The organism is Pseudonocardia sp., assembly GCF_025465255.1.
GTDB lineage: Bacteria > Actinomycetota > Actinomycetes > Mycobacteriales > Pseudonocardiaceae > Pseudonocardia.
Window position 1 is genome coordinate 65271 of the sequence record NZ_JAODNI010000141.1, and the last position, 24913, is coordinate 90183.

The 24913-nt window shown below is 73.8% G+C and carries 25 protein-coding genes and 1 pseudogene; 12 read left to right on the forward strand and 14 right to left on the reverse strand.

Annotated features, from left to right (window positions below; genetic code table 11):
• The first annotated feature begins 50 nt into the window (after positions 1 to 50).
• Positions 51 to 665, forward strand: coding sequence for a methyltransferase domain-containing protein (locus JWP64_RS17235; RefSeq protein WP_297498055.1), 615 nt, complete (start codon positions 51 to 53; stop codon positions 663 to 665).
• Between the two features lie 194 nt (positions 666 to 859).
• Here the strand turns inward: JWP64_RS17235 and JWP64_RS17240 are convergent.
• Positions 860 to 1228, reverse strand: a pseudogene (locus JWP64_RS17240) (ammonia channel protein); the annotation flags it as partial.
• Positions 1229 to 1335: 107 nt separating this feature from the next.
• Here JWP64_RS17240 and JWP64_RS17245 point away from each other — a divergent pair.
• Entirely contained in the window at positions 1336 to 2742 is a 1407-nt protein-coding gene (locus JWP64_RS17245; RefSeq protein ID WP_297498059.1) for an MFS transporter, read from the forward strand.
• Between the two features lie 6 nt (positions 2743 to 2748).
• On the opposite strand, the gene JWP64_RS17250 is transcribed toward JWP64_RS17245, so the two are convergent.
• The gene (locus JWP64_RS17250; RefSeq protein ID WP_297498062.1) at positions 2749 to 3672 is read right to left on the reverse strand and encodes a PHB depolymerase family esterase; all 924 of its coding nucleotides are present in this window, start codon (positions 3670 to 3672) and stop codon (positions 2749 to 2751) included.
• A 766-nt stretch (positions 3673 to 4438) separates the two neighbouring features.
• The gene (locus tag JWP64_RS17255; protein ID WP_297498064.1) at positions 4439 to 5053 is read right to left on the reverse strand and encodes a hypothetical protein; all 615 of its coding nucleotides are present in this window, start codon (positions 5051 to 5053) and stop codon (positions 4439 to 4441) included.
• A 60-nt stretch (positions 5054 to 5113) separates the two neighbouring features.
• Here JWP64_RS17255 and JWP64_RS17260 point away from each other — a divergent pair, with 60 nt between their 5' ends.
• Both JWP64_RS17260 and JWP64_RS17265 read left to right on the forward strand, forming a co-directional pair.
• Positions 5114 to 5881 (forward strand): 5'/3'-nucleotidase SurE, encoded by a 768-nt coding sequence (locus JWP64_RS17260; RefSeq protein WP_297498066.1) that lies wholly within the window; start codon positions 5114 to 5116, stop codon positions 5879 to 5881.
• Positions 5882 to 5958: 77 nt separating this feature from the next.
• A complete protein-coding gene (locus tag JWP64_RS17265; RefSeq protein WP_297498069.1) occupies positions 5959 to 6294 on the forward strand; it encodes a TraR/DksA C4-type zinc finger protein in 336 nt (111 codons plus the stop codon).
• Between the two features lie 17 nt (positions 6295 to 6311).
• On the opposite strand, the gene JWP64_RS17270 is transcribed toward JWP64_RS17265, so the two are convergent.
• Complete coding sequence (locus JWP64_RS17270) at positions 6312 to 6752, reverse strand: TetR-like C-terminal domain-containing protein (protein ID WP_297498072.1); 441 nt, start codon at positions 6750 to 6752, stop codon at positions 6312 to 6314.
• A 34-nt stretch (positions 6753 to 6786) separates the two neighbouring features.
• Here JWP64_RS17270 and JWP64_RS17275 point away from each other — a divergent pair, with 34 nt between their 5' ends.
• Positions 6787 to 7527: an SDR family oxidoreductase gene (locus JWP64_RS17275; protein WP_297498075.1), complete on the forward strand. Its 741-nt coding sequence runs from the start codon at positions 6787 to 6789 to the stop codon at positions 7525 to 7527.
• A 70-nt stretch (positions 7528 to 7597) separates the two neighbouring features.
• The gene (locus JWP64_RS17280) at positions 7598 to 8875 is read left to right on the forward strand and encodes a M20 family metallo-hydrolase (protein WP_297498078.1); all 1278 of its coding nucleotides are present in this window, start codon (positions 7598 to 7600) and stop codon (positions 8873 to 8875) included.
• 56 nt (positions 8876 to 8931) lie between these two features.
• On the opposite strand, the gene JWP64_RS17285 is transcribed toward JWP64_RS17280, so the two are convergent.
• The 3 genes from JWP64_RS17285 to JWP64_RS17295 form a co-directional block, all read right to left on the reverse strand.
• Positions 8932 to 9702, reverse strand: coding sequence for an isocitrate lyase/phosphoenolpyruvate mutase family protein (locus tag JWP64_RS17285; RefSeq protein ID WP_297498081.1), 771 nt, complete (start codon positions 9700 to 9702; stop codon positions 8932 to 8934).
• A gap of 81 nt (positions 9703 to 9783) precedes the next feature.
• Complete coding sequence (locus JWP64_RS17290) at positions 9784 to 10578, reverse strand: vWA domain-containing protein (protein WP_297498084.1); 795 nt, start codon at positions 10576 to 10578, stop codon at positions 9784 to 9786.
• A 194-nt stretch (positions 10579 to 10772) separates the two neighbouring features.
• A complete protein-coding gene (locus JWP64_RS17295; protein WP_297498088.1) occupies positions 10773 to 11675 on the reverse strand; it encodes a MoxR family ATPase in 903 nt (300 codons plus the stop codon).
• 363 nt (positions 11676 to 12038) lie between these two features.
• On the opposite strand from JWP64_RS17295, the gene JWP64_RS17300 reads away from it, so the two are divergent.
• From JWP64_RS17300 to JWP64_RS17310, 3 genes are all read left to right on the forward strand, one after another.
• On the forward strand, positions 12039 to 12539 hold the full coding sequence (locus tag JWP64_RS17300) for an NAD(P)H-dependent oxidoreductase (protein WP_297498091.1): 501 nt from the start codon (positions 12039 to 12041) through the stop codon (positions 12537 to 12539).
• 11 nt (positions 12540 to 12550) lie between these two features.
• Positions 12551 to 13270 carry an SDR family oxidoreductase gene (locus tag JWP64_RS17305; protein ID WP_297498094.1) on the forward strand — a complete coding sequence of 240 codons (720 nt, stop codon included), beginning with the start codon at positions 12551 to 12553 and terminating at the stop codon, positions 13268 to 13270.
• Positions 13271 to 13597: 327 nt separating this feature from the next.
• Complete coding sequence (locus tag JWP64_RS17310; RefSeq protein WP_297498097.1) at positions 13598 to 14602, forward strand: beta-ketoacyl-ACP synthase III; 1005 nt, start codon at positions 13598 to 13600, stop codon at positions 14600 to 14602.
• Positions 14603 to 14633: 31 nt separating this feature from the next.
• On the opposite strand, the gene JWP64_RS17315 is transcribed toward JWP64_RS17310, so the two are convergent.
• The gene (locus JWP64_RS17315) at positions 14634 to 15620 is read right to left on the reverse strand and encodes a helix-turn-helix domain-containing protein (RefSeq protein ID WP_297498100.1); all 987 of its coding nucleotides are present in this window, start codon (positions 15618 to 15620) and stop codon (positions 14634 to 14636) included.
• 273 nt (positions 15621 to 15893) lie between these two features.
• Between JWP64_RS17315 and JWP64_RS17320 the strand changes: the two genes are divergently transcribed.
• The 3 genes from JWP64_RS17320 (at position 15894) to JWP64_RS17330 (ending at position 19051) form a co-directional block, all read left to right on the forward strand.
• Complete coding sequence (locus JWP64_RS17320) at positions 15894 to 17393, forward strand: aldehyde dehydrogenase (protein ID WP_297498103.1); 1500 nt, start codon at positions 15894 to 15896, stop codon at positions 17391 to 17393.
• Between the two features lie 37 nt (positions 17394 to 17430).
• A complete protein-coding gene (locus tag JWP64_RS17325) occupies positions 17431 to 18609 on the forward strand; it encodes an LLM class flavin-dependent oxidoreductase (protein WP_297498106.1) in 1179 nt (392 codons plus the stop codon).
• A gap of 91 nt (positions 18610 to 18700) precedes the next feature.
• A complete protein-coding gene (locus tag JWP64_RS17330) occupies positions 18701 to 19051 on the forward strand; it encodes a TraR/DksA C4-type zinc finger protein (RefSeq protein ID WP_297498109.1) in 351 nt (116 codons plus the stop codon).
• A gap of 163 nt (positions 19052 to 19214) precedes the next feature.
• On the opposite strand, the gene JWP64_RS17335 is transcribed toward JWP64_RS17330, so the two are convergent.
• The 6 genes from JWP64_RS17335 to JWP64_RS17360 form a co-directional block, all read right to left on the reverse strand.
• Entirely contained in the window at positions 19215 to 20417 is a 1203-nt protein-coding gene (locus JWP64_RS17335; protein ID WP_297498112.1) for a histidine kinase, read from the reverse strand.
• A gap of 11 nt (positions 20418 to 20428) precedes the next feature.
• Positions 20429 to 21094: a response regulator transcription factor gene (locus JWP64_RS17340; protein ID WP_297498115.1), complete on the reverse strand. Its 666-nt coding sequence runs from the start codon at positions 21092 to 21094 to the stop codon at positions 20429 to 20431.
• Positions 21095 to 21140: 46 nt separating this feature from the next.
• Entirely contained in the window at positions 21141 to 22622 is a 1482-nt protein-coding gene (gene der / locus JWP64_RS17345; protein WP_297498118.1) for a ribosome biogenesis GTPase Der, read from the reverse strand.
• Positions 22619 to 23236, reverse strand: coding sequence for a lysophospholipid acyltransferase family protein (locus JWP64_RS17350; RefSeq protein ID WP_297498155.1), 618 nt, complete (start codon positions 23234 to 23236; stop codon positions 22619 to 22621). Before JWP64_RS17350 ends, der begins: the two co-directional genes overlap by 4 nt.
• 50 nt (positions 23237 to 23286) lie before the next feature.
• A complete protein-coding gene (gene cmk, locus JWP64_RS17355; RefSeq protein ID WP_297498120.1) occupies positions 23287 to 24021 on the reverse strand; it encodes a (d)CMP kinase in 735 nt (244 codons plus the stop codon).
• A 102-nt stretch (positions 24022 to 24123) separates the two neighbouring features.
• Positions 24124 to 24891: a pseudouridine synthase gene (locus JWP64_RS17360; protein WP_297498122.1), complete on the reverse strand. Its 768-nt coding sequence runs from the start codon at positions 24889 to 24891 to the stop codon at positions 24124 to 24126.
• Between the last annotated feature and the right edge of the window lie 22 nt (positions 24892 to 24913).

The following is a 24913-nucleotide window of genomic DNA, read 5'->3' on the forward strand; positions in this document are numbered from 1 at the left end:
GCAGATCACTCCCGGTAGCCGAGCGGGACATACCGGGACAAGCTTGACGGATGCCTCTCGGACACGGGACCTTCCTCCGCCGCGCCCTGCGCCGGCCGGACCTGATGGGCGCCCCGGCCCCCACCGGCGCCGCCCTCGCCGCCGAGATCGCCGCTGTCGTGCCCGACGTCGGCACGCCGACGGTCGTCGAGCTGGGGGCCGGCACCGGCGCCCTGTCCGACGCGATCCACGCCCGGCTCGTCCCGGGCTCGCGGTACGTCGCGGTCGAGGTCGACGCGGAGTTCGTCGCCTACCTGCACCGGACCCGGCCGTGGCTGGAGGTGCTGCACGGGGACGCCGCCGACCTCACCACGCTGCTCGCCGAAGCCGGGGTCGGCACCGTCGACGCGATCATCTCATCGCTGCCGTGGACGCTCCTGCCGCCGGCGCAGCGCCACAGCATGCTCACCGCCGCCGCCGGAACGCTCGGGCGGGACGGCGTGTTCGCCACGATCATCACGCTGACGGCGATCCCGGACCGGGTCCGGGACCTCGTGCGGTGCATGGAGGACAGGTTCACCCACGTGGAGGCGACGGCCCCGGTGTGGCGGAACCTCCCCCCGGCCCGGCTCTACGTCTGCCGCGGTCCCCGGCACGCCGCGCTCCGCGCGGACGAGGCCTCCTAGAGTCTCAGGGCTGCCGGCGGCGGGTCCCGCTCCCGCGCCGTTGCCGGTCCACGGGGGCGGCGGCCCGGTGTCCTCGCCGCGGCCGGAACCGGTGCCGAGGCCCAGCTCGTACCCGGTCTCGGCGTGCTCGCTGAGGTCCAGGCCGCCGGCCTCGCTCTCCGGCCGGGCCCGGAAGCCGATGGTCACCGTGATTGGATCGCCACGACGTCGAGCGAGTCGTCGAGGCGCAGCCGCCACTTCAGCGAGCAGGCCAGCGGGCAGATGACCCCGGCGACGAGGCCGATCGCGACCGCCGCCCACAGATCCACGAACCCGCAGGCGGGGATGATGGCGACGAGCCCCGCGACGGCCCCGGAGGCCGCGCCCAGCGTCCTCGGGCGCCCGGTGCGCAGCTGCTCGACGATCAGCCAGGCCAGCACCGCGGCGCAGGTGACGACGGCGGTATTGGCGAACGCCAGGGCCGCGAGACCGTTCGCCGCCGGCGCCGAGCCGGCGTTGAACCCGTACCGGCCGAACCACAGCAGGCTGGCGCCCAGCAGCACGAACGGCAGGTTGTGCGGGCGGGCCCGAGCCGGTTCGCGATCCAGCCTCCGGCGGAGTCGGGCCCGAGGAAGGTGAGAAACCGATTGCGGATGTGTTCTCCTGATCACCGAGAGGGAAGGAATCGCGGATGACGACCGGTCCGACCGGCGGCGCGCACGGCGGGCTGCACCGCGGCCTCGCGCTGCTCGTCGCGGGCGCGTTCTTCATGGAGATCCTGGACGGCACCGTGATCGCGCCGGCGGCCCCGCACATCGCCGAGGACCTCGGGATCGCGCCGGTCGCGGTCAACGTGGCGATCACCGCGTACGTGCTGACCCTGGCCGTGCTCATCCCGATCAGCGGATGGCTCACGGACCGCTTCGGCGCCCGGCTGGTCTTCACGAGCGCCGTCGGGGTCTTCACCCTCGCCTCGCTGGGCTGCGCGCTGGCGGTGAACCTGCCGATGCTCGTCGGCACGCGGGTGCTGCAAGGGGTCGGCGGGGCGATGATGGTGCCGGTCGGGCGGCTCGTCGTGCTGCGGACGACGGCGAAGGCGGATCTGGTCAGGGCGATCGCCTACCTGACGTGGCCCGCCCTCGTCGCCCCTGTGCTGGCCCCCGCACTGGGCGGCGTGCTGAGCACGTACGCGTCCTGGCGGTGGATCTTCGTCCTCAACATCCCGCTGGGCCTCGGCGCGCTGGTGCTCTCCCGCCGGCTCGTCCCGGACGTGCGCGGCGACGCCCCGGCCGGGCTGGACCGGCGCGGGTTCGCGCTCACGGCGGTCGGGGTCGCGGCGCTCGTCGTCGGGCTGGAGAACGTCGGCGCGGCCGTGCCGGACCCGGCGGTCGTCGCCTTCTCGCTGGTGATCGCCGCGACCAGCCTGGGCGCGGCCGTGGTGTACCTGCTGCGGACGCCCCGGCCGTTGCTGAACCTGCGGATCCTGCGGGTCGCGACGTTCCGGGTGACGGCGCTGGGCGGCTCGGTGTTCCGCGCCGTCATCACCGCGATCCCGTTCCTGCTGCCGCTGTTCCTCCAGCTCGGGTTCGGCTGGAACGCCGCGGAGGCGGGGCTGGTGGTGATCGCGCTGTTCGTGGGCAACGTCGGCATCAAGCCCGCGACGACGCCGTTGATGCGCCTGTTCGGCATCCGCACGGTGATGCTCGGCGCCGTGCTGGCGTCCGCGGCGTGCCTGGTGGGGATCGCGTTCGTGCAGGTCACGACCCCGCTGCCGCTGCTCCTCGGCCTGCTCCTGCTCAGCGGGATCTTCCGGTCAGTCGGCTTCACCGCCTACAACAGCGTCGCGTTCTCCGACGTCGACCAGCCCCGGATGAACAGCGCCAACACCCTGATGTCCACGCTGCAGGAGCTCGGCGCGGGCCTCGGCGTGGCGGTGGGGGCGCTGCTGGTGCGGGTCGGCGAGGGGCTGACCGACGGCAGCGCGGACCGGCCGTTCCGGGTCGCGTTCGTGCTGCTCGCCGTCCTCCTGCTGGTGCCGGCGATCGAGGGGCTACTGCTGGCGCGTACGGCCGGGGACGAGGTGACGGGCCGCGCGTGAGGCGCTCTACCGCGCGGCCGTGCGGTGCGCCCGGAAGAACTGCCACATGATCGTCGACGCCCGCGGGCCGGCCGGGTCCGAGAACGACGCGTCCGGGCGACCGCCGGACCAGGCGTGCCCGAGACCGTCGACCTTCCAGTACTCCAGGACCCGGCGGCTGCCGGAGTACCAGCGCCGGCGGGTGTAGCGGCGTCCGGCGGTCCGGCCGGTGTCCGTCCGGGTGCGGCCGGGACCCACGGTCCGGTGGTCCAGCCACTGTTCGACGACCCGGTCCCCGTTCACCGGCCGGACCACGTGGTCCGACGCCCCCTGCACGACCACGACCGGCGCGATGGACCCCTCCACGTCCGGGACCCGACCGTGCCCGGCCATGGCGGTCAGCGCTCCCCCGCCACCCCGCGCGGACCGGTAGGGCGGGGCGGAGTGCACCCCGGCGGCGGCGAACACGTCCGGGTAGGTCGCCGCCAGGATCAGCGCCATCGCGCCGCCCGCGGAGATGCCGGCGACGTAGACCCTGCTCGGGTCGACGTTCCAGCGGCGGGGTTCGGCGCAGACCTCCCGGACGATCGTCGCGAGCAGGGCGGGCTCGCCGCCGCCCCGGCGCTGGTGGGCGGACTCGTACCAGCGCCAGCACCGCTGTGCCTGGTGCCAGCGCTCCTGCTGCGGGACGACGAGCGCGAACCCGTTGCGGTCCGCGACCGTGGTGAACCGGGTCGAGTCCGCGAACCCGGACGGGGTCTGGGTGCACCCGTGCAGCAGCAGGACCATCGGGATGCGGCGCCGCCGGGGCACACCCGCGGGCAGGTAGACGTCGTAGGCACGCCCGGATCGCAGGCTGCGGATCCACCGTCCGGTCCTGGGGGCACGCCGGCCGCCCGGGGCGGTGACCGCCGGCAGCCGCGGACGGGCCGGCAGGACCGGTACCCGCACGGTCGGCAGCCGACGGGCGCGTGACCCGGTCGGCGCCGGGGCCCGGGGCGCCCGAACCTTCGGCAGCGCGAACCACGGCAGGGCGGGGATCCGGGGGAGCCGGGCGCCCGGCAGGGACCACCGGGCCGGACGGGGTCGACGCGGCATGGTTCCCTTCGGACGGTGCGGCCGGTGCCGGCCACGCACGAGCTCCGACCAGGGTAGGCGGGACCCGGGCCGCGCCCGGGTCGGCTTCGTCACGGCGCCAGGGACGGATTCACACCGACGAAACCTCGCCCGCCGAAGGACGGAAGCGGCCGACGTCATTTCCCCGATCAGCGGAGCTCTTCCCGCCGACGCCGCACGAACGGCCGAGGAATCAGCGCCGGTGCGACCCGGTGGCCCGCCCGGACCCGATCGCAATTGCGCGGCGCGCCGGCCACGCCCTGTTGGAACGGCACGGGAGCCACCAGGCCGGCGACGCCGCCGCGGAGCGCGGAGTACGCGTGTGACGTGGTCCGGAGTCCGAAAACCGACCGATCCCCGACATGAGCTGCATCGCTGCGCTTCTCCTCGTCCGCTCGGTTGTCCCCCCGGGGATCAGGCGGCCCCGAGCCGCGGGGAGGACCTTTCCGAGAAGTCACAGGGGGCGACAGCGGAGCTACCCGGCCGTGCGACGAAGAGCACATGGGGGACTGTGAACGGCGAATGGCGCACCGCTGAACGACCGGGGTCATTTCCGCGCTCGCGACGAATTGCGCGATAGCGGCGGTGACCGGGCCGGCGGTCACGAGCGGACGAGCGTCACCACCCGCACGAGGGCGGGCGTGCTCGGTGTCGACCCGAAGCCGAAGCGCACCGGCGGGTCCACCGGGGCGAGCCCGCCCTGGTCCACGCCCTCCCAGCGGACGTTCGCCACGACGATCCGGTGCAGGTCCAGCGCCGCGTAGAACTCCTCGCGGCCGTTGCCGGCACTCCCCCGCGTCCGGACCCCCGGCAGCACCCGGCGCGCGACGACGTCGATCGCGGAGATCCACCACGGGGCGGTGGCGAGCGGGCGGGGCACCGCGCGGAGCAGCGCGCCGAGCGGCGAGCGCCCGCCGATGTGGAACGTCAGCTGCAGCGGGCCCGCGGACACCCGGCGCCGGTCGCCGTCGATCTCGTGGTCGACGGGGGTGAGCACCACCTCGTCGAACGTGTACGTGCCGGAGACGAACTCCGCCACCGCGGCGTCGGGGGCCAGCAGCATCCGGCGCCCGTCCGGGCGCTCGACCATGACGTCGGTGAACGCCCCCAGCGGCGACGCCGGCCAGTGCCCGACCACCACCCGCAGGCCGGCGGCCGTGCCGAGGCCCGCGATCGTGCCGTCGAACCGGTCCGTGGCCGTCGCCGATCTCGTCATCCGCGCGGGTACCCGCCGGGCCCCCCGCATGAACCGGCGGGTAGCCGAGCATCCCGGCGCATGGCCAGGGCACTGATCACCAACGACGACGGCATCGACTCCGCCGGTCTCGCGGCGCTGGCCGCGGCCGCCCGGGACGCGGGGCTCGACGTCGTCGTGGCCGCGCCGGACCGCCAGTACAGCGGCGCCGGCGCATCCAGCGCCGCGACGCTGCAGGACGGCCGGACCGTCGTCACGGCCGCCGAGACCGAGGGACTGCCGGACGTCCCGGCCTACGCGGTGCAGGCCGCCCCGGCACACATCGTCGTCGCGGCGCTGGCGGGCTGGCTGGATCCGGTGCCCGACGTCGTCCTGTCCGGGATCAACCGCGGCGGGAACGCGGGCCGGGCCGTGCTGCACTCCGGGACGGTCGGCGCCGCGCTCACGGCCGGCCTGCACGAGCGGCGGGCGCTCGCCGTCTCCCTCGACGTCCCGCTCGGGGCGGAGGAGCCGCCGCGCTGGGAGGCCGTCGCCGGGCTGGTTCCCGGCGTGCTGGACGTGCTGTGGGACAGCCCCGAGGGCACGGTCCTGTCGCTCAACTCCCCGGACGTGCCTCCCGCGGCCGTGAAGGAGCTGCGGATCGCGACGCTCGACCGCAGCGGCACCGTGCGCACGCTCGTCGAGGACGCGCGGTCCGACGGTCTGAAGGTCGTCGAGCTGGAGACGGACGACGAACCCGAGCCGGGCAGCGACCGCGCACTGCTCGCCGCCGGGCACGCCACGATCACCGCCCTGCAGGGTCTGCGTGAGGCACCGGAGGCCCTGGATCCGGAGCGACCGCGGCTCTGACCTGCCGGGGTTTTCCCGGTCGGCCGCGGGGGGATCCCACCGCGACCTACCCCGCTCCCACCGAAGGACTCCGAACCATGGACACCGACCACGCCCGCTCCCTGCTCGACGACGAACTCCGCCGGCTCGACGAGCAGGTCGAGTTCAGCGAGGAGTCGCTCCAGGAGGTCATCGGCCAGGACGACCGCTCCGCTGTGGGCCTCGACATCGGGGACCGCGGCTCCCATCTGGCCCAGACCATGGAGGAGGACCTGCAGGAGGACACGTCGCACGTCCAGCGCGACAGGGTGCTCGCCGCGATCGAGCGGCTGGAGAGCGGCACGTACGGCCGGTGCGAGGTCTGCGGCCGGGAGATCGACGACGAGAGGCTGGAGACCCGTCCCGAGGCGAGCCGCTGCCGCGAGCACGCCTGACCCTCGTGGCCCGACCCCTACGGCCGGATCCCGCGGACGACGTTGGCGATCAGGCCGTCGACGAAGGCGTCCGTGATCGGCTCGTCCGGGATCAGCAACCGGTGGTAGCACGCCCCCCACAGCTGGTCGACGACGATCTGCGGGTCGACGTCCACGCGGAGCTGACCGCGATCCTGCGCGCGGGCGATCGCCTCGCCCGCCAGGGCGCGCCGCGGCCCCGAGTAGCGCTCCCGGAAGGCAGCGGCGAGGTCGGGGTCGGTCTGGCTCTGCCCGATCAGCTCCGCGACGACGCGGCCCGCCCGGGTTCCCGTCATCAGCCCCGCGAACGCGTGGACCTGCGTGCGCAGATCCGCCTCGATGTCCCCGGTGTCCGGGAAGGACAGCGTCTGCTCGACGGCGGCGAAGTACCCGTCCAGCGCGAGCGCCCCCCTCGAGGGCCACCACTTGTACAGGGTCATCTTGCTCGCGCCGGACACAAATACGGAGGCCCCCATGAGCAGCACCGACACCCCGCGGGTCGCGATCGTCACCGGCGCCTCGGGCGGGATCGGCCGCGCGGTCGCCGAGCGGCTGGCCGCGGACGGCATGCGGGTCGTCGTCCACTACTCGGGCAACGCCGGGCGGGCGAAGGAGACCGTCGAGGCGATCGCCGCGGCCGGCGGCACCGCGGAGTCCTTCCGCGCGGACGTCGCGGACGAGACCGAGGTCGCAGCCCTGTTCGACCGGGCCGAGGAGCTCCACGGCGGCGTCGACGTCGTGGTCCACGCGGCCGGGATCATGCTGCTCGCACCGCTGGCCGAGCTCGACCTCGCGGACTTCGACCGCATGCACCGCACCAACGTCCGCGGCACGTTCGTCGTGGACCAGCAGGCCGCGCGCCGGGTCCGGGCGGGCGGCGCGATCGTCAACTTCTCGTCGACGGTCGTGAAGCTCGCCCTCCCGAGCTACACCGCCTACGCCGCGACCAAGGGCGCCGTCGACGCGATGACGCCGATCCTCGCCCGGGAGCTGCGCGGCCGGGACGTCACGGTCAACGCCGTCGCGCCCGGCCCCACCGCCACGCCGCTGTTCCTGGACGGCAAGGACGACGCGACCGTGGACCGGCTCGCGAAGGCCGCCCCGCTGGAGCGGCTCGGCACACCGGACGACATCGCGGAGACGGTCGCGTTCCTCGCCGGCCCGGCCCGGTGGGTCAACGGCCAGATCCTCTACGCGAACGGCGGAATCGGCTGATCCTTCGCCCGGCCTGAATCCTTCGCCGGATCGAAACCTCCGGCGGCGCCGGGAGGCGTGACAATCGGGCATGGCCACCACCGTCCACGTTCCCCGGGACCCCGCCGCGGACGCCCGGCTGCTCTCCGACTTCGCCGCGCTGTCGGCCATCGGCGTGACGCCCGCCGGCGGCGTCGAGCGGCAGGCCGCGACGCTCGAGGACGGCGCCATGCGCGCCTGGCTGACGGAGTGGCTCGTCGAGCGCGGGTTCACGGTGGCCACCGACCGGGTCGGCAACCTCTTCGGCCTGTACGAGTTCGTCCCCGGCGCCCCCTACGTGCTGGCCGGGTCCCACCTGGACAGCCAGCCGCGGGGTGGGCGCTTCGACGGCGCGTACGGCGTGCTCGCCGCCGCGCACGCCGCGTACCGGCTCGTGACGCACCACCGCGAGGCCGGGACGACACCGCGGTTCAACCTCGCGGTCGTGGACTGGTTCAACGAGGAGGGCTCCCGGTTCAAGCCGTCGATGATGGGCAGCGCGGTGTTCACCGGGGCCCTGCCGCTGGAGAGGGCGCTGTCCACCACGGACACCGCCGGGATCACCGCGGGGGACGCGCTCGCGCGGATCGGCGCGCTGGGCGAGGCGGACGTCTTCGGCGAGGCGCGGCCCGTGAGCTCCTACGCGGAGATCCACATCGAGCAGGGCCGGGAGCTGGACAAGTCCGGCACCACCCTCGGCCTCGTCGACGCGACGTGGGCGGCGAACAAGTACGAGATCGCGGTGATCGGCAGCCAGGCCCACACCGGCGCCACCGCGATGGCGGACCGGCGGGACGCGCTCTACGGGGCGGCACTCGCCGTCGTCGCGGTGCGGGAGCTGGCGGACCGCTTCGGCGAGGAGCTGCACACCTCCTGCGGGCAGCTGACCGTCCACCCGAACTCCCCGGTCGTCGTCGCGCGGGAGGTGAACATGCACCTGGACCTGCGCTCCCCCAGCGACTCCCTGCTCGACGAGGCGGACGAGATCCTGCGCCGGCAGTTCGCGGAGATCGAGGTCAAGGCCGGGGTGGAGATCGAGCGTCGCTCCGCCCACACCTGGAAGGGCCACCTCTACCAGGAGGCGGGCGTCGCGCTGGCCCGCGCGGTCGCCGCGGACCTCGAGGTCTCGTCGATGCTCGTGAAGACCCGCGCCGGGCACGACTCGACCAACATGAAGGACCTGGTCCCGACGGTCATGCTGTTCATCCCGAGCGTCGAGGGGATCTCGCACGCCGAGGCGGAGTTCACCGCGGACGAGGATCTCTGCACGGGGGCCGACGTGCTCACCGAAACCCTTGCCCGGATGCTCGAGGGCGCCGTGGCGCCGTAGCCCCCGGTCCGTGCTCCCGGCGGGCCTCTGCTCTGCGCACCCCGGCGCGGGAGTGGCTAGTTGAGCGGGCGGACGCCCTCCGGCAGGTTCGCCCCACCCAGGATGTCCGTCGTCAGGTCCGCGAGGTAGGTCAGCGCGGCACGCTGGGCCCAGGGGCCGTAGGACACCCGGGCCACGCCGAGCTCCTGCAGCCGGGCCTGGGACAGCGAGCCCGGCACGTTGATCACGCTCACCTTGCGCTCGCCGATGCCCTCGACGAGCGCGGTGACGGTGGCCTCGTCGAGCCTGCCGGGTACGAAGACGCAGGACGCGCCCGCGTCGAGGAAGGCGCGGCCGCGCTCGATCGCGTTTGCGAGCACGTCCTTCGGGTCCCGGTCCGCGCCCTTGAGGAACGCGTCCGTGCGGGCGTTGAGCACGAACGGGACGCCCTCCGCCTCGCCGGCCTTCACCGCCGAGGACACCTCGCCGACGGCGGTGGCGAGCGGGCGCATCTGGTCCTCGAGGTTCGCACCCACCACGCCGACGCCGATCGCCCGGCGGACGGTCTCGCCGGCGTCGCCGTAGCCGGCCTCCAGATCCGCGCTGACCGGGATGTCCACCGCGCCCGCGATCCGGCCGACCGCGGCGATCATCTCGTCCCGCGGGATGTTCTCGCCGTCGGCGTAGCCGAGCGAGGCGGCGATGGAGTGGCTGGCGGTGGCCAGGGCCTTGCTGCCCTGGTCGGCCACCACGGTCGCGGTGATCACGTCCCACACGTTGACGACGACGAGGAGCTCGGGATCGGTGTGCAGCCGCAGCAGCTCGGCGGCCTTGGAGGACAGCGTCATGCCGGCGACGCTACTGCCGGCGGGCCACCACCGCCCGGCCGTCCGGCCCGATCCTTCCCGGACGGTCAGGGCGGGGCGCGGTCAGCTCGTGAGCAGGCGGTTCAGCGCCGGCGCGACGTCGCGGTGTGTGTGCACCGGCGCCATCCGGCCGTGCCCCAGCCGCGCCAGGTCCCGGCCGAGCGGCGTGTCGTGCTCGCCGTCGGTCTCCAGCAGCACGTGCAGCTCCGGGAAGCGGCGCGCGAAGGTCCGCGGGTCCGGCCCGGCGTTGTGCACCGCATCCGTCAGCAGGATCGCGGTCCGCCTGCGCGCGGCGGAGCGGGCCAGCTCCGCGTGGGCCACCTGCAGCCCGAACCCGACGTTGGTCAGGCCGCGCGCCGGGATGCGCAGCAGCTGGTCCAGCAGCGCGGTGGGCGTCGCCCGGCTCGTCAGCGGTTTGAGCAGCGCCGCGTCCGACCAGAACGCGACCACTGCCAGCTGGTCCCCGACCCCGCTCAGGTCCGCCGACAGCGCCGCGACCGTGGCCGCAGCGATCCGCACCTTCTCCCCGCGCATGGAACCGGACACGTCGACGATCAGCACCCCAGCCCGCCGCGAGCCCATGCGTTCGCGGACGATGATGTCCGTGTCCTCCGGGCGCGGGCGCTCGGTGAGCATCTCGATCGTCTTGTCCAGGTCGATGTCGTCGGAGCCGTAGCGGTACGGCACGGACGCCAGGGTGCCCGTCCCCCGCTCCTGGCGGGTGTCCCGCGGGCGGCGCCGGATCGAGAGCCGCCGCGCGATCCGCTGCGCCATCGCCGCGACCTCGCGGTCCGGCGGGACGTCCTCGAGGAGCTCGTCGAGCTCGCGGCGGCGCGCCGCCTGGGACGTGACGAGCACCCCCTGCCCGCCCGCGGGCAGCTCGTCCTGCCCGGATCCGCGTTCCGGGTCCAGCTCGACGACGACCGGGGCGCCCTTGCCCGTCTCGAAGACGTTCGGCGCCTCGGTCAGCTTCTTGGGCTTGCGCCGCAGGGGCGCGAGGGCCCGTCGCTCACCGGTGTCCGCGGTGGGCAGCGCGACGGCGTTGTCGACGTTCAGGCGGTGCGGTCCCGGCGCTGCCCGCCGGCCGAGGAGAAAAAATGGTTCTCCCAGATCTCGGTGATCACCTGCTCCGGGGTGGACTCCGAGGCCTCGTCCATCCCGATCCGGGCGGACAGCGACAGCAGCGCCGCGTCCAGGACCACGTGCTCGCGGTCCTGGTGGGCGTCCAGCTTCGCCAGCTCGGTCGCGATCGCGACCAGGTCGATCGCGCCCCGCACGGACGAGCCGCGGCGCAGCTCCGGGTGCACCCGGGTGGCCCGGGTGAGCGCGACGGCGTCGTCGACGAGGGTCCGGTCGTCGGACCCCGTGCGGACCTCGACGATGTCCGCCTCCTCCGCCGCGTTCTGGTAGCCGACGGCGAGCCGGTTCCAGCGGTCGTAGACCGAGTCCGAGATCCGAGCGGTCCCGACGTTGTCGAACGGGTTCATCGAGGCGAGCACCCGGAACGTCGGCTCGGCCTTGATCGTGCCCACGCGGGGCACCGTCACCGCGCGCTCGGCCATGGCGCCGAGCAGCGTGTTCAGCGTGTCCTCCGGGGCGCGGTTGAGCTCCTCGATGTAGAGGAAGCCGCCCTCGCGCATCGCCTCGACCAGCGGGCCGGGCACGAAGTTCTCCGCGGAGTAGTCCTCCTGCAGCACCCGGGCCGGGTTGTGGTGCCCCACCAGCCGGGCCGGGGTGAGCTCCGCGTTGCCCTCCACCAGCACGAACGGAACGCCCCAGTGCTCGGTGATCGCGCGCAGCATCGTCGACTTCGACGTCCCGGGCGGGCCCTCGAGGAGGATGTCCCGGCCGGCGGCCACGGCCGCCAGCACGAGGTTCAGCTCGCGGTCGCGCCCCACCACGGCGGAGGCGATCGCGTCGCGGGCGGGAACGGACGTCGATGTCGACGCTGTCATCGGTCCTGACTCCTACTGGTCGAACGCTCGGTCACGAAGGGACGCTACCCCGCGGCCCGCGACGGAGTCGCCCCGCGACGGAACACACAGAGGGCGAGACCGAGCGTGTCGCCGCCGTCCGCGAGGGGACGCCGAGAAGGGGTTGACGAAGGTAGCCCGGCGTGGGCCCGGACGGAGGGAGGCGGCAACGGGCTCCTTCGACGACGGCGCGGCACGTCCCGGATCCGGGCCGGTGGTGATCGAGGTTACGGGCCGCCCGGCGGCTCCCCGGTGCGCGGGCCGCCCACGGGCCCGCGGGGGATGGCATCCTCGCGGGCGAGGCCGGTCCCGCGGCCGACCCCGTCCCCGTCTCCTGGAGCCTCCGTGACCGTCACCGTCGTCGTCGGCAACCCCAAGCCCGCCTCGCGCACGCTGCAGGCGGGCCGCCTCCTCGCGGAGAAGCTGACCGGCAGCGCCCCGGACACCGTCCTCGACGTCGTCGACCTCGGCCCGGGCCTGCTCGGCTGGGGTGACGAGGCCGTCGCCGCCGCGGTGAAGACCGTCCAGGAGTCCTCCGTCGTGGTCTTCGCCAGCCCGACGTTCAAGGCCACCTACACGGGCCTGCTCAAGCTCTTCCTCGACCAGTTCGCCGGCGGCACCGGCCTGCAGGACGTCGTCGCCGTCCCGCTGATGCTCGGCGCCGGGCCCGGCCACGCGATGGCCCCGGACCTCCTCCTCAAGCCGGTCCTCGCCGAGCTCGGCGGCACCTGTGCCCTGCCCGGGCTCTACCTGATCGACCAGACCTTCGCCGAGGACCCCGCCCTCGACGCCTACGCGCAGCGCTGGGCCCCGGTCGTCGCGGCCCTGACCGCCGGCCGTCCCTGACCGCCGTGCCCATGCGGATCCTGATCACCGGTGGGACCAGCGGCCTCGGCCTGGCGATGGCGCGGGCGCTCACCGAGGACGGCCACCGGATCGTGCTCACCGGCCGAGACGCGGGCCGGGCGGCCGCGGTCGCCGGGTCCCTCGCCGGTGAGGTGCACGGCATCGGGATGGACGTCCGGGACGCCGGTTCCGTCCGCGCGGGCCGCGACGCGGCTGTCGAGCGGCTCGGCGGTCTGGACGTCCTGGTCAACAACGCGGGGATCGGGATGCGGACCGTCAACCCGGCGTTCCTGACCGCGCCGCAGCCCTTCTGGGAGGTGCCCGAGCAGGGCTTCCGGGACGTCGTCGACACGAACCTCACCGGCTACTTCCTCGTCGCCTCCGCGGTGGTGCCGGACCTGCTCGCCGCACCCGCCGGGCGGATCGTGAACGTGACCATGAACCACGCGACGATGAGGCGCGCCGGGTTCGTGCCCTACGGGCCGTCGCGGGCGGGCGCGGAGTCGCTGTCCCGGATCATGGCCGCGGACCTCGCCGGGACGACCGTGACGGTCAACCTGCTGCTCCCGGGCGGCCCGACCGTCACCGGGATGATCCCGGACGGCGTGGACGCGTCCGCCATGCTGCCCGCCGAGATCATGGCCGCGCCGATCCGCTGGCTCTGCTCCCCCGCCGCGGACGGCGTCCACGACGAGCGGATCGTGGCCACGGACTTCGCGGAGCGGTCCTGAGCCCGTTGCGGGCGGCATGTGACACGTCCGGTTCGCCTTCTCCTCGGTGATCACGGCGACGTCGGCGCACCGGTGTTGTCCTGCACCTTCGACAGGATCCCGCGGCCCGTGCCGCGGCTCGGCAGCCCCTTCGGACCGCCGTACCCAGCGGTAACAACGACGCAGGTCACCCCGGTCGTGCGAGACTTTCCGGGCGAGGCTCGACGACGGCCTCCGCCCCGGGAACCGTTCCCGGGTTCGACGAACCGGCCGTACCCGGCCGGACGAACGCCGTCGACGGCGGTCCCGCGCGCGGGGCGGCCACGCGAGCGAGAACGGGGTGGTCGGATGGGCACGCGACACGGGGCCGGAGGAGGTGCGACCGTGCTGGCGGGCGTCGGCTCGTCGGTGCCGGTCCACGTCGTCACGAACGACGACCTCGCGGCGCGGCTCGACACCTCCGACGAGTGGATCCGGTCCCGCACCGGCATCGTGACCCGGCACGTCGTGGCGCCCGGCGTCGCGACGTCGGACCTGGCCGTCGAGGCGGGCGGGCACGCGCTGAAGTCCGCGGGCCGGGAGAACGTGGACGTCGTCATCGTCGCGACGACGACGCCGGACCGGCAGTGCCCCGCCACCGCACCGGCCGTCGCGGCGCGGCTCGGGTTGGGCCACGTCCCCGCCTTCGACGTCAACGCGGTCTGCTCCGGTTTCGTCTACGGCCTGGCCACCGCGGCCGGCATGCTCGGCTCGGGGCTGTTCGGCTCGGCGCTGCTGATCGGCGCGGACACGTTCTCCACGATCCTGGACCACGACGACCGCAGCACCGCGTTCCTCTTCGGGGACGGCGCGGGCGCGGTCGTGCTGCGCGCCGGCGAGCCGGACGAGCCGGGGGCGCTGCTCGCCCTGGACATGGGCGCGGACGGCGACCTCGAGGACCTGATCATCGTCCCGGACGGCGGCGCCCGGAACCCGGACGGGCCTGCGGACCGCTTCGCCATGCAGGGTCAGGCCGTCTACCGGCAGGCCGTCGCGCGGATGACCGAGACCACGAAGGTCGTGCTGGAGAAGGTCGGCTGGACGCCCGAGGACGTCGACCTGTTCGTCGGGCACCAGGCCAACCAGCGCATCCTCGACGCCGTCGCCGGCCGGTTGGGGCTGCCGCTGGACCGGGTGTACAGCAACCTGGGCCGCGTCGGGAACACCGCCGCGGCCTCCATCCCGCTGGCGCTCTCGGACGCCGTCGGCGAGGGCCGGCTCGACGCCGGGGACAAGGTCGCGCTGGCCGCGTTCGGGGGCGGCGCGACGTGGGGCGGCGCGGCACTCACCTGGCCGGAGCTGCGGGCGCGGTAGGAGGCGGGCACAGTAGGAGCGCCCGGAGACCTCAGCCGGTGTTCCGCAGGCGCAGCGTGTCCCGCGGACGCTCGCCGAACCGTTCCCGGTACTGCTGGGCGAAGCGGCTCTGGTGCAGGAAGCCCCAGCGCATCGCGACGTCGGTGACCCGCACCGTCGCCGGGTCGCTGCGCAGCAGTTCCCCGCGGACGTGGTCCAGCCGGATGCGGCGCAGGTAGCTCATCGGGGACTCGCCGAGCACCTGCTGGAACGTCGCGTGCAGGGTCCGGACGCTCATGCAGCCGACCCGCGCCAGCTCCTGCGGCGTCAGCGGCTCGTCGGCGTTGTTCTCCAGGTACTCCAGCACCGGCGCCAGCCGGCTGCGGCGGACGGGTTCGGCCGGGGCGACCAGGTCGTCGGAGAACTGGTGCCGCCCCGCGTGCAGCAGCTGCGTCATCACGAACGCCTCGAGCTGCTCGCGGGCCATGGGCATCTCCGCGAGGCCGTTCGGCCGGTCCAGCTCGGCGGCGAGGAACTCGACGGCGTTGAACAGCGAGCGGCCCGCCGGGGTCGTCAGATCGAGCGAGAAGTCGAAGTCGACGACCTCGGCCACGGCGCGGCCCAGGAGGTCCGCGAGATGGTCCTCCAGGCGCCGCCGGGAGAGCTTGAGGATCAGCTGCTCGGCGTCGGGGGTCCAGTGCACGGTGTTGCGCTGCTGCGGGGAGAGGACGACCCCGCTCAGTCCCGCGCGTGTGGTGGCGCGGCCGCCGTCGGACCGGTCCGCGTCCGTGGTGCCCACCGTCGTCAGGTTGACGTGGTAACAGTCCTCGGTGGGCGGCATGACCAGCGTCGTCTCGGACTGGTAGGTCAGGTAGCCGAGCGTCATCACGCTGTCCGACACGGCATTGAGCGTCATCTGGAGCCGGTCGTTCGCCGAGGTCAGCTCGTGCTCGAGGTACACACGGGTGACGGCGTCGCGGGCCTCCTCGAGGCTCCGCGTGCCGAGGATGGGGAAGCGGGCGAGCGCGTGCTGCCGCATCGGCACCTCCTCGTGTCCGCTGGTCCAGGCCGAGACTAGATCGGCGCGGGAGCCGCCACCATCCCGGAAGTGCAGGCCGATATCCGCTGAGTGCGCAGTTCGTGTCAGGTGCGGCACGTCCGCGCTCCCCACCGGGAGGGAGAAATGCGCTCTCCCACCCGGGGGGAGAAATGCGCTGGGCGGATGCGCGCTCGCCGTCGTCGGATATCGGCGGGGCACCGGCCTTCCTAACGTTCGGGACCGATCCCATCCCGATACCAAGGAGGCGGCCCGATGACCGCGCCACCGCTCGACGACACCGCGCTCGAGGAGTTCGGACTCTTCATCCACGGGAAGTCGGTCGACGCCCGCTCCGGCCGGACCTTCGAGTCCCAGAACCCCTACACCGGCACCGCCTGGGCGCGGATCGCGGACGGCTCCCCCGAGGACGTCGACGCCGCCGTCGCCTCCGCCCGCGCCGCCTTCGACGGCGACGAGTGGGGCGGCATCACCGGCTTCCAGCGCTCCGCGATCCTGCGGAAGGTCGGCGACGCGATCGCCGCCAATGCCGAGCGGCTGGCGATGCTGGAGGTCAAGGACTCCGGCAAGCTCTACCGGGAGATGATCGGCCAGCTGAAGGCCCTGCCGAACTGGTACTACTACTTCGCCGGGCTGGCGGACAAGCTCGAGGGCCGCACGGTCCCGCCGGTGAACCCGAACTACTTCGCCTACACCCGGCGCGAGCCGGTCGGGGTCGTCGGCGCGATCACCCCGTGGAACTCGCCGCTCCTGCTGCTGACCTTCAAGCTCGCCCCCGCTCTCGCGGCCGGCTGCACGATGGTCGTCAAGCCGTCGGAGCACTCCCCCGCGTCGACGGTCGCGTTCGCCGAGATCCTCTTCGAGGCGGGGCTGCCCGCAGGCGTGCTGAACGTCGTCACCGGGTGGGACCGCAGCACCGGGGAGTCCCTGGCCGGGCACCGGGGCGTGGACAAGGTCGCGTTCACCGGCTCGTCCGCGACCGGGGTCAAGGTCGCGCAGGCCGCCGGGGCCAACCTCAACCGGGTCACCCTGGAGCTCGGCGGTAAGAGCCCGCAGATCGTCTTCGCGGACGCGGACCTCGACGCCGCGGCGAACGGCCTGATCGCCGGGGTGTTCGCCGCGACCGGGCAGACCTGCATGGCCGGGTCGCGGCTGATCGTCCACGCCGACGTGCACGACGCGCTGGTCGCGAAGGTCGTCGAGCGGGCGAACAGCATCGTCCTGGGCGACCCGACCGCGCCCGAGACCGAGATGGGTCCCGTCGCGAACGCGCCGCAGTACGAGAAGGTGCTCGGCTACCTGGAGGGCGCCGCGGCCGAGGGCGCGACGTTCGCCTGCGGCGGCGAGCCGGACGCCGAGCGCGGTGGCCTGTTCGTGAAGCCGACCGTGGTCACGAACGTGACGCCGGAGAACACCATCGTCCGCGAGGAGGTCTTCGGGCCGGTCCTGGCCGCGTACACGTTCCGCGACGAGGACGAGGCGCTCAAGCTCGCCAACGACACCCCGTACGGCCTCGCCGGCTCCGTCTGGACGAAGGACGTGCACCGCGCGCACCGGGTCGCGGCGAAGTTGCGCGCCGGGACGGTGTGGGTCAACGCCTACCGCGTGATCGCCCCGAACATGCCCTTCGGCGGGTTCGGCGCCAGCGGGATCGGCCGCGAGAACGGCATCGAGGCCGTCAACGAGTACACCGAGAACAAGTCCGTGTTCGTCGAGCTCACCGGCGGCACGCGCGATCCCTTCCAACTCGGCTGAGCGCCCCCAACCTGATCACACGTCGAAGGAGACCCCTGTGACCGTCACCGCCAACGAACGGCTCGGCCTCGCCCCGACCGACCCGCGCCCCGCCGCCGAGACCGCCCCGCTGGTCGACCGCGCGCAGACCAACCCGCTGTTCGGCGACCAGAAGATGAAGCTCGGGCTGTTCGGCACGAACTGCTCCTACGGGCTGATCATGAGCCACGCCCCCACCACCTACGAGGCCACCTGGGCCCACACCAAGGAGATCGCGCAGCGCGCCGACGCCCTCGGGTTCGACGTGCTCGTGCCCGTCGCCCGTTGGAAGGGCTTCGGCGGGTCCACGAACTTCAACGGCAACTGCTTCGAGACCTACGCCTGGGCCGCCGGGCTCGCCGAGGCCACGGAGCGGATCGCCATCGCGTCGACCTCGCACCTGCCGACGGTCCACCCGATCGTCGCCGCCAAGGCCGCCACCACGATCGACCACATCTCCGGCGGCCGGTTCGCGCTGAACCTGGTCATGGGGTGGGTGCCGCCGGAGATGGAGATGTTCGGCGGCGAGCAGCGCCAGCACGACGAGCGCTACGAGTTCGGCCAGGAGTGGCTGGACTTCGCCCTCAAGCTGTGGACCGAGCCCGGCTCGTTCGACATGGACACCAAGCACTTCCAGGGCAACGACATCGAGGCCTACCCGAAGCCGCACCAGGCCCCGCGGCCCGCGTTGCTCAACGCCGGCAACTCCCCGCGCGGCATCGAGTTCTCCGCCAAGAACGTGGACATCAACTTCGCGTCGCTGGACACGCTGGAGAACATCAAGGCCTACACCGAGGCGGTGAAGAAGAAGGCGCTCGAGGAGTACCAGCGCCAGATCAAGGTGATGACCTACGGGCTCGTCGTCTGCCGGGACACCGAGGAGGAGGCCAAGGCCGCCTTCCAGCAGGTCGTCGACGAGGGCGACTGGGGCGCCGCCGGGAACGTCATCAAGATCGCCGGGTCGGGCGCGAGCCAGTCCTTCGACCACGCGGTGAAGGAGATGCAGGAGCGCTTCATCGCGGGCTGGGGCGGCTACCCGATCGTCGGCACCCCGGAGCAGGTCACCGAGGAGCTCGGCCGGCTCAACGAGGCCGGCATGGAGGGAATGATCTTCGGGCTCATCGACTACAACGAGGAGCTCAAGTACTTCGGCGAGAAGGTCATGCCGCTGCTGAAGGAAGCCGGCCTGCGGCACTGACCCACCCGATACCGACCCACCCGGCACCGACCCACCGGGCGCGCCCGGCCGGCTGCGGAAGAATCGCGGCCGGGCCGGGCGTTTCCCCGGTATGGACCACGACCCGGCAGCGCTGATCGCGGCGGAGCGCGAGGCGACGACGTCGCGGATCACCTCACTGGCCCGCCAGGTCGAGGGGCTGGCCGCCGAGCAGGCCCTCACCACGCACGACGACGAGCACGATCCCGAGGGCGTCACGATCGGCTTCGCGCGCGCCCAGATCCAGGGCCTCCTCGCCGGGGCCCGCAAGGACCTCGACGCGCTGGACCGGGCGGCGGAGCGGCTCGCCGCCGGGACCTACGGACGCTGCCTGACCTGCGGAAACCCCATCCCGGACGCGCGGCTCGAGGCCCTGCCCGCCGCCGAGACCTGCCTGGCCTGCGCGCCCCGCCGCTGGCGCTGATCCAGGGGGCGACGGCGCGCCCGAACCGGCCCCAGGGGTTCACCGGCCGTTCGCCGGGCGGCAACATCGATCACGGACCGGTCTCGTTGAACGGGTACCGGCGTCGGCGGCAACCGGGGAGCCCGCCGCCGACGTCGGATCCTCCGGTCGCCGGCGCCGCCGCTCAGGTGGGCGCGAGCGGGATCGGACCGGTGCCCGCGCGCGGTTCCCGATCCGGCCTCGGGACACGGGCGGACCGGCCGACGGGGAGCCGCGCGCGCACAGCGAAACCGCCGTCCGGGACGGGGCCGCTGTCCAGCTCCCCGCCGACGGACCGCACCCGCTCGGCCAGTCCGGCCAGCCCCGCACCGCCGATGCCGAACGCCCCGCGCCGGGCCGCGTCCTGGCGCACCGGCCCGTTGCGGACCTCGACGCGCAGCCCCGCCGGCTCCCGCCAGTCCAGCGCCACCTCGACCGGCGCGCCCGGCGAGTGCCGGGCGGCGTTGGTCAGGGACTCCTGCACGATCCGGTAGACGGCCCGGTCCAGCGCGACGGTCAGCGGCCGCGGCTCCCCCGCCGGAACGAGCCGGATCGCCATCCCACCGGCCGCGGACCGCTCCACCAGCCCCACGAGCTGCGCGGTCCCGGCCTCCTCGGCCGGTTCCGCGCCGGACAGGCCCAGTGCCGTCCGCATCTCCGAGAGCGCCCGCTTGGCGTGCATCCGCAGCCGGTCGGCGGCGTCCCGGGTCTCCGGCTCGGCGGTGGACGCGGACAGCGCCGCGGCACCGACGGCGATCAGCGTGGCGTGGTGCCCGACGGCGTCGTGGATCTCCCGGCCGATGCGGGCGCGCTCCTCGGCGCGGGCCGCGGACTCGCGGGCCAGGACGGTCGCCTCGCGGGCCTCCTCGAGCTCGCGCAGGCTCGCGGTCAGCCGGTCCCGCAGGGCGACGAGCAGGCCGACGGCCAGCGGGCTGCCCGCGGACAGCACCGCGAACACGACGGTCAGGACCACGGACTGCCAGCTCAGCTGCTGCGTCACCAGCACCGGCACCACCGCGGCGACGACGGAGAGCACGAACCACGGCAGGGAGCGCCGCAACGCCCCGGTCCGCCGCCCCACCACGAACAGCGCGACGATCTCCGACGCCCAGCCGAGCCCGCCGGCGATCGCCCAGAACGAGCCGATGATCCCGAGCGGGGCCCAGAGGTGCCGCAGCGGCAGCAGCGCGCACCCGACGAGGGCCGCGGTCACCGACCAGGGGAACGGCCCCGGGGCCGCGAGGAGCACGAACACGACCGGGACGCCGACGGCCGGCACCTCGAGCGCGACCGGCCCGACCCGCCGGGCCATGCCGCTCCACCGGGCGACGCTGTTCCATCCGGTCACGGGGTCGGGGCTCACACCTGCCCCCAGCTCTGGGCGATCAGCGCGGCCTGCACCCGATTGTCCGCACCCAGCTTGATCAGCAGCGCGGAGACGTACTTCTTCACCGTCGCCTCCGCCAGCCCGAGCCCGTCCGCGATCGAGGCGTTGGAGTTCCCGGCCGCGAGCAGCTTCAGCACCTGGTTCTCGCGCATCGTGAGGTCGGCGGGCGGCGACGGCGGGGTGGGCGCGGACCCGGCCAGCCGCGGAAGCAGCCGGGCCGCGATGCGCGGGTCGAGGACCGCTCCCCCGGCGGCGAGGTCCCGCACGGCGCGGATCAGCGCGTCCGGTTCGGCGTCCTTGAGCAGGAAGCCCTGGACGCCGATGCGCAACGCCTCGGCCACGTAGTCGTCGAGGTCGAAGGTGGTGAGCACGGCGGCGGGCGGCGCGTCCGGGCGCGCGCACAGCACCCGTAGCGCCGAGAGACCGTCCCGGCCGGGCATCTGCACGTCCGCGAGGACGACGTCCGGTGCGTGCGCCTGGACCGCGTCGAGCAGCTCGTCGCCGTTGGCGGCCTCGCCGACGACGGTGATCGTCCGGCGCGCCTCCAGGACGGTCCGCAGCCCCGCCCGCAGCAGGGGTTCGTCGTCCGCGAGCACGACACGGACGGGAGACAGCGAATCCCCCGTTGCCGTGGTCATGCACCGAGCCTAGGGCATCCCGGGGCGCTGATCGGCGGTTCGCCGATCAGTGCTTGCGGCGTCCGCCGCGGGCGCGCTTCTCCCGCACCCGGACCGAGAGCCGTACCGGGGAGCCGGTGAAACCGAACTCCTCGCGCAGCCGCCGCTCCAGGAACCGGCGGTAGCCGGCCTCCAGGAATCCGGAGGTGAACAGCACGAACGTCGGCGGCCGGGTGGTGGCCTGGGTCGCGAAGAGCACCTTCGGCTGCTTCCCGCCGCGGACCGGCGGCGGGGTGGCCGCGATGACGTCCGCGAGCCAGCTGTTGAGCTGCCCGGTGGAGATGCGCCGATCCCAGGAGTCCAGCGCGGTCCGCAGCGCCGGCGCGATCTTCGAGACCGAGCGGCCGGTCAGCGCGGAGATGTTGACCCGCTCGGCCCAGCGGACGCTGATCAGGTCCCGCTCCAGCTCGCGCTTCATCTCGGTGCGGCGGTCCTCGTCCACGAGGTCCCACTTGTTGAACACGATGACGAGCGCGCGCCCGGCCTCGTGGACCATCGTCAGGACCCGCTGGTCCTGCTCGGAGATCGGTTCGCTCGCATCCAGCAGCACGACGGCGACCTCGGCCGCCTCGATCGCCGCCTGGGTCCGCAGGCTCGCGTAGTACTCCATGCCGCTGGCCATCTTGACCCGCTTGCGCAGGCCCGCCGTGTCCACGAAGCGCCAGATCTCGCCGTCGAGCTCGACGAGGGAGTCCACCGGGTCGACGGTGGTACCGGCGACGTCGTGCACCACCGAGCGCACCTCGCCGGACACCCGGTTCAGCAGGCTGGACTTGCCGACGTTCGGCTTGCCGACGAGCGCGACGCGGCGCGGCCCGGCGCCACCGGCGCCGAAGTCGTCCCGCGGGGTCTCGGGCAGGGCCTCCAGGATCGCGTCGAGCAGGTCACCGGAGCCGCGGCCGTGCAGGCCGGACACCGGGTGCGGCTCGCCGAGGCCGAGGCCCCACAGCGAGGCGACGTCGGCGACCAGGCGCTCGTCGTCGACCTTGGTGGCGGCGAGCAGGACCGGACGGTCCGAGCGGCGCAGCACGTCCGCCGCGGCCTCCTCGGTGACCGTGGCGCCCACCCGCGCGTCGACGACGAGCAGCACGACGTCCGCCGTCCGCATCGCCAGCTCCGCCTGCGCGGTCACGGCCGCCTGCAGGCCCGTGGCGTCCGGGTCCCAGCCGCCGGTGTCGACGAGGGTGAAACGGCGGCCGTTCCACAGGGCGTCGTAGGAGATGCGGTCCCGGGTGACGCCCGGGATGTCCTGCACGACCGCCTCACGCCGCCCGATCAGGCGGTTGACCAGGGTCGACTTGCCGACGTTGGGCCGTCCGACGACCGCCAGGACCGGCATGGGGACCCGCGGGCCGTCCTCGCCGTCGATCGGCTCGCCGAACTCGTCCTCGGTGGCGACGAACTCGTCCGGGTCCAGACCCATACGGGCCATCTCCGCCCGGTCCGATCCCTCGAGAATGTTCTCGCTGCTCACGTACTGCTCCGTCATCCGTCACTACTGCGTCGGTCGTCGAGCTCCGCGACCAGCGCGGCGAGCTCGACCCGAATGGTCTCCGTGGCCGCGACGAGGTCCGCGCGGCCCTTTCCGGTGGGTGCCGGCAGGGGTTCGCCGACGAGCACGTCCACCCGAGGCCGCAACCGGCGTCCGGCCCCGTCGGGACGCCGGGTACCCCGGCACACCACCGGCAGCACCACCGCCCCGGAGGCCCGGGCCAGCCACGCGGCCCCCTGCTGCGCCGCCGCGACGTCACCCTGCCCGCGGGTCCCCTCCGGGAACACGCCGACGACGCCGCCACCGCGCAGGACGCCCAGCGCCGTCGTCAGCGGCGCCCGGTCGACCGAACCCCGGCGGACCGGGATCTGCCCGATGCCGCGCAGCCCGGCCCCGACCGGCCCGGTGAACATCTCCTTCTTCACCAGGAACGCCGAGCGGCGCCGAAGTAGTCCGAACAGCAGCGGCCCATCGACCATCGCGCTGTGGTTGGCGACGAGCACCACCGGACCGATGGCCGGGATGCGCTCCCGGCCGTGCACGACCAGCCGGTAGAACGGCCGGTACCACCAGGTCCCGAGCCAGCGGGCCGCGTCGTGCAGCGGCGGCACCGCGGTGGCCGGGAGATCCGTGGCGGTGGCGCCGCCGTCCCGGGTCACGGTCACCTGGGCGTGGGGCTGCACAGTCCCCGCTCCTCGACCAGGCCCAGCAGCGCCGTCAGCACGTCGTCCACGCTGAGCTCGTCCGTGTCCAGGACCAGGGCGTCCTTCGCGGCGTGCAACGGCGAGACCGCGCGCGTGGAGTCCAGCCGGTCCCGGCGCTGCACGTCCGCCAGCGTGGCCTTCGGGTCCGCGACGCGCCCGGCCTTGGCGTCCTGCCGGCGCCGGCGCGCCGCCCGAACCCCGTCCGACGCCGTCAGGTAGACCTTGAGCGGCGCGTCCGGCGTGACGACGCTGCCGATGTCCCGCCCCTCGACGACGATCCCGCCGCCTGCCGCGACGGCGGCGTCGATCAGGCGCCGCTGCCGGGCGACGAGCGCCTCGCGGACCTCGGCCTGCGCGGACACCGCACTGACCAGCTTGGTGACCGGCACGTCCCGGATCTCCGCCTCGACGTCCTCGCCGGCCAGCCGGATGCCGGGCGCGGCCGGGTCGGTCATCGACTCGACGTCCGCGGCCGTCGCGACGGCGACGATCTTCTCGATGGGGCTGGACTCGTCGAGCCCGGCCCGCAGGACGGCGAGGGTGGCGGCCCGGTACATGGCCCCGGTGTCCAGGTAGGCGGCGCCGCAGGCCGCGGCGAGCCGCCGGGAGACCGTGGACTTGCCGGTGCCCGAGGGGCCGTCCATCGCGACGATGCCCTGCAACGTCTTGGCTTCGCGCACCGACCCGGACATCTCCGTACCCCTCGCCTCGCGTCCCTCGCCACCCACACACGGCGCGAGCCGACGTCCATTGTGCCTTGGCGCGGTCCGGTGCCCCGGAGCGGGCCGAGCCGGCTACATCCCCACCGTCCGGTAGAGCGACCCGACCTCCGTCTGGTTCAGCGGGCGGAGCTTGCCCGGGCGCTGGTCCCCCAGCTTCACGTCCCCGATGGCCGTGCGGACCAGGCGCTGCACCGGGTGGCCCACCTCGTCGAGCAGGCGGCGGACGATGTGCTTGCGCCCCTCGTGCACCACGATCTCGACGATGGACCGGCCCGGCAGGGAGTCGATCAGCCGGAACGAGTGCACCTTGACCGGCCCGTCCTCGAGCTCGACGCCCTCTCGCAGGCGCTTGCCGACGTCCCGGGCGACCTGGCCCATCACCTCGGCGGTGTAGGTCTTCTCCACCTCGAACGACGGGTGCATCAGCCGGTGGCCGAGCTCGCCGTCGTTGGTCAGGAGCAGCAGGCCCTCGGTGTCCTGGTCCAGGCGGCCGACGTGGAAGAGCCGCCCGGCCTGGTTGAGCAGCTCGGTGCGCTGCATCACCAGGTCCCCGACGCAGAGCCGGCCCTTCTCGTCCGACATGGTGGAGAGCATCCCGGCGGGCTTGTTCAGGGCCAGGTACACCTGGTCGTCCCGGAGCTGGATGCGGGAGCCGTCGACGTGCACGACGGCCGTCTGCGGGTCCACCCGGCGGCCCATCTCGGTGACGACCTTGCCGTCGACGCTGACCCGGCCGGCGGCGATCAGCTCCTCGGCGGCGCGGCGGGACGCGACGCCGGCCTGGGCCAGCACCTTCTGCAGCCGCACTCCGTCGGCGGAGGCGTTGCGGGGGTTGCTCATCTGGTTCACGTCCGTGTTCTGG